This window comes from Desulfosporosinus sp. Tol-M2 (genome assembly GCF_059735615.1).
In genome coordinates this window covers 1-2,695 of record NZ_JCAIJG010000199.1, presented here as the reverse complement: position 1 = coordinate 2,695, position 2,695 = coordinate 1, and the positions used below count along the sequence as shown (strand labels likewise).

The 2,695-nt window shown below is 37.1% G+C and carries 3 protein-coding genes; all 3 read left to right on the top strand.

Translation table 11 applies throughout. The features are described from left to right. A partial coding sequence (locus AC6I5A_RS14220) for a two-component system sensor histidine kinase NtrB (protein ID WP_034617534.1) occupies positions 1-1,398 on the top strand: 1,398 nt, incomplete at its 5' end. A 234-nt stretch (positions 1,399-1,632) separates the two neighbouring features. After that, positions 1,633-1,800, top strand: coding sequence for an aspartyl-phosphate phosphatase Spo0E family protein (locus AC6I5A_RS14215; protein WP_034617532.1), 168 nt, complete (start codon positions 1,633-1,635; stop codon positions 1,798-1,800). A 347-nt stretch (positions 1,801-2,147) separates the two neighbouring features. Next, complete coding sequence (locus tag AC6I5A_RS14210) at positions 2,148-2,561, top strand: phage holin family protein (RefSeq protein WP_034617528.1); 414 nt, start codon at positions 2,148-2,150, stop codon at positions 2,559-2,561. Positions 2,562-2,695: the final 134 nt, after the last annotated feature.

Here is a 2,695-nt window from a genome sequence, read left to right as displayed (position 1 = left end):
TATCTTAACTTGCCTATTTATAATAAAGATAAATTAGTTGGTTATGTTTTAGTTTATACTAAAAATACTAATTTTGTTTCAGAGTCTTTTCATGAATTAAGTCAGATTATTATTTTAGGTTTAAGCTTATCTGTTATAATTATATTTTTTCTCAGGAAACATATTAAGCAGCTTGAATTATATTTAGATAAGTTTTCCAAGATTATCTTTAATAATGAAGTAGGGCATGAGCATGAGCACGAACAAAAACAGATTTTGAATAAATTACCTGAACTAAAACCTGTTTTAATAAAAATTGCGGGTTATACAGATGATTTAAGACAAATCAACTTACAATTGGAATCAGCGAAACATAGAACAATTGAAATCATGGAAGGTATTTCCGATGGTTTTTTTGCATTAAATCGATGTTGGGAGTTTACATTTGCTAACAATGAAACACAAAAACTTATTAGTGCGGACAGGATTGAACTATTAGGAAAACGTATTTGGGAGGTATTCCCTCAGGCTATAGGCTCATTAACTTATGACAAACTGCAAGCAGCGATGTTTCAAGACGAAGCTGTTCATTGGGAAGCTGAAGGATTTATGATGACGGATCAGTCCTATGAATATCATGCTTATCCATTTAATGAAGGGCTGACAGTTTTTTTTAGGGATATTACGGAGTTAAAACGACAACATTATGAGTATGCCCGGTTGGAAAGACTTAACCTTATCGGTCAGCTAGCAGCCGGACTAAGTCACGAGATAAGAAATCCACTTACGACAGTCAAAGGATTCTTACAAATTTTTGGGACAAGACCTGGATACGTGCAAGATAAAGAATATTTGGATTTGATGGTTTCTGAGATTGATAGGGCTAACGCGATTATTACTGATTTTTTGTCTTTAGCTAAAGCAAACTCGGATAATATTAAAAGACAAAATATAAATGAAGTTATCGATAATATATTTCCTTTGCTTCAGGCAGATGCCTTTAATAATAATAAAGAAGTTGTTTTAGATTTATTTCTAGTACCGGAAATAATGATGAATGAAAACGAAATTATACAACTTATTTTAAATCTGGTACGTAATGGTCTGGAGGTTACCCCTGAACATGGAAGGGTAATGATTAGCACCTATCTTAAAAGAGATAAGGTTACGTTAGCTATCAAAGATCAAGGGACAGGAATACCTCGAGAAATACAAGATAAAATAGGCACTCCCTTTTTTACGACGAAAGACACTGGAACAGGCCTCGGTCTGGCCATTTCAATGGAAATCGCCCAAAGACATAAAGCGAGTTTTAAGTTTGAATCAGATAAAACGGGGACAACTTTTTATATTATTTTTCCGACGGATTATAGCACTAGCCCGGCAGATGATGTTACGGACGTTCTTTTATATCCTTAGATTGACCGATGGTATTTGAATGTGATTGGTGGGCAGACTAATCCTTGAGGTGAAATTGTTATGTGGAAGGATCTAATCAAACCAACGATATTCGCATACATTATAGCGTGTGCAATCCCAGGCGGAATCGCAGGGGTATATTATTTGCATAGTACTTATTTTTAGATCACCTTGGTACATGTGTCTAGATTGTTCGGACATACTAATCCCATAGCATTTGAGGAGGGATATATATTGTCTGGACTCGAAGAGCTAATAGAGCAAATCGAAGAATTACGTTTAAACCTGATCAAGATAAAAGAGGGTAAATCTTTTACAGATCCGGAAGTCCTGGCTGCAAGCCAAGAGTTGGATGTTGTTTTACATAGGTACCAAGTAATGCTGATGAAAAAAAGCGAATAAGGATTAGATATGGAGTTTCATTTTCTAAGAACATTGATTCATATCCCCCTCCTCGGGAGGGGGATTTATTATTTAAAAAGTAAAGCCTTAGTTATCGGTTGAACTAAGGCCCTTTGTAACCTTGTCCAATCGTTTTGAATACAATGAAGAAGGAATGATTAGCGAAAAGTTGTCTGGCTCCTGATCATGGTGGTTATGACCTAGGTGCAGTGGGTAATGGCTCACCGGAGCTTTTTAGCCATGTGACAATAAAGGGCATGCTCGCATAACTTAATTGTTAGGAAAGGCTACTCGAATATTGTGTATCCTATCTCCGACGTCGATGTACCTGAAAGGATTGCAAAATTATGAATGTAAAAGAGTTTGGGTTTAGTACTTTAACTGCCTCGGTGGGAACTATCCTTTGCTCCTGTTTGGGAGGGTGGGACGCTGCCCTGAAAGTACTGGTTGTTCTCATGGTTATCGATTACTTGACAGGGTTCCTCGGTGCAATAAAAAACAAACAAGTGAACAGTGAGATAATGTTCTGGGGAGGAATCCGAAAGGGTCTTATTCTTGCTGTTGTAGTTGTAGCGGTCCTGCTCGACGGAATGGTTGATAACCAAGAGCCGATTCTTCGAACATTAGCTATTTACTTTTATGTAGCAAGAGAAGGGATATCGGTGACGGAGAACTTAGGAATCCTCGGGGTGCCCTTACCACCTAGTATCAGTCGAGTACTTGCGCAACTTCAAAAAAAAGATAATGGTGATGTTAAATGAGTTTCCTCCGCCTCTCCTCCTAGTGAGGGGAGTTTTTTATAAATAATAATGTTACTATCCAATTTGAATGAACATAATAAAGGACTTTGCGATATTGTTCAATGATATAGGATGGTTACAGGTCAGAGGTCAGA

What these genes read in the sequence shown, in the direction of transcription:
- AC6I5A_RS14210 (WP_034617528.1), top strand. Translation starts at nt 2,148, where the DNA reads ATGAATGTAAAAGAGTTTGGGTTTAGTACTTTAACTGCCTCGGTGGGA.